1 protein-coding gene is annotated in these 779 nt (G+C 59.3%); it reads right to left on the minus strand.

The window, feature by feature from the left end:
• Nucleotides 1–638 (minus strand): Uma2 family endonuclease (locus tag NW856_RS14120; RefSeq protein WP_414400755.1); only part of this gene is annotated, 638 nt, incomplete at its 3' end.
• Between the last annotated feature and the right edge of the window lie 141 nt (nt 639–779).

Consider the following 779-nt stretch of genomic DNA (forward strand, 5'->3'; position numbering starts at 1 on the left):
CTCCCCGTAGCTTTACCAGAATAACCCGAATCCGCAGCCAAGATCTCCCCCGCCTGTAACTCCAGCCCCACAAAAACCTTCGAGGGCAGCCGCTCGGATCCTTGCAGCTCCAGCACATCGTACCAGCCTTCATGAAGCAGCAGCAGGCTCACCTTCTCCTCCAAGGGATCCACAACCCAATACTCGCCGATCCCCAAAACGCAATACTCTGCTTGCTTGGCCCGGTAGTCTGCTGCCCGGCTCGACTCACTCACCACCTCCACCACCAGCAGCAGCGGCGGCTCCTCTAGGCGGATCAACGCCTCCCGGGATCCCATCTCCTGCCACTGTTCCAAAGGCAGCACCACCACATCCGGGATCCGCACCGTATCCCACCGGTGGCTGCCCCGCGGCGACTGGATCCCTGGGCTCCCCTGTATCGCTGTCCAGGGCAACTGCTGCCGTGCAATCTCTGCCTCGAAAACTCGGCTGAGAAAGTTTTGAATCTGCACATGCCGTCCGGTTGGAAGAGCCATGGGCACCAACTCCCCTGCCACCAGCTCATAGCGGGTATCACTGCCATCCGAATAAGCAAGGTATTCCGCCAAACTCAGGCGAGCTCTTGATGGTGCAGAAACGGATCCCATTGCCAAAGCCATAGACCGTCTCGGCCAAAAGTCTCTTTGCTGCCATACTAGCCTTGTCATCTCGCACAACCCCTCTCTTCCTCTGGGAGCAGGGCTGTGAGCGCTCGGTCTGTTGGCAGTCAACGCCGTTCCAGAAAATCGCGGCGCAGATCC

Origin of the sequence: Synechococcus sp. R3-13, from assembly GCF_047462195.1 — a bacterium.
GTDB lineage: Bacteria > Cyanobacteriota > Cyanobacteriia > Thermostichales > Thermostichaceae > Thermostichus.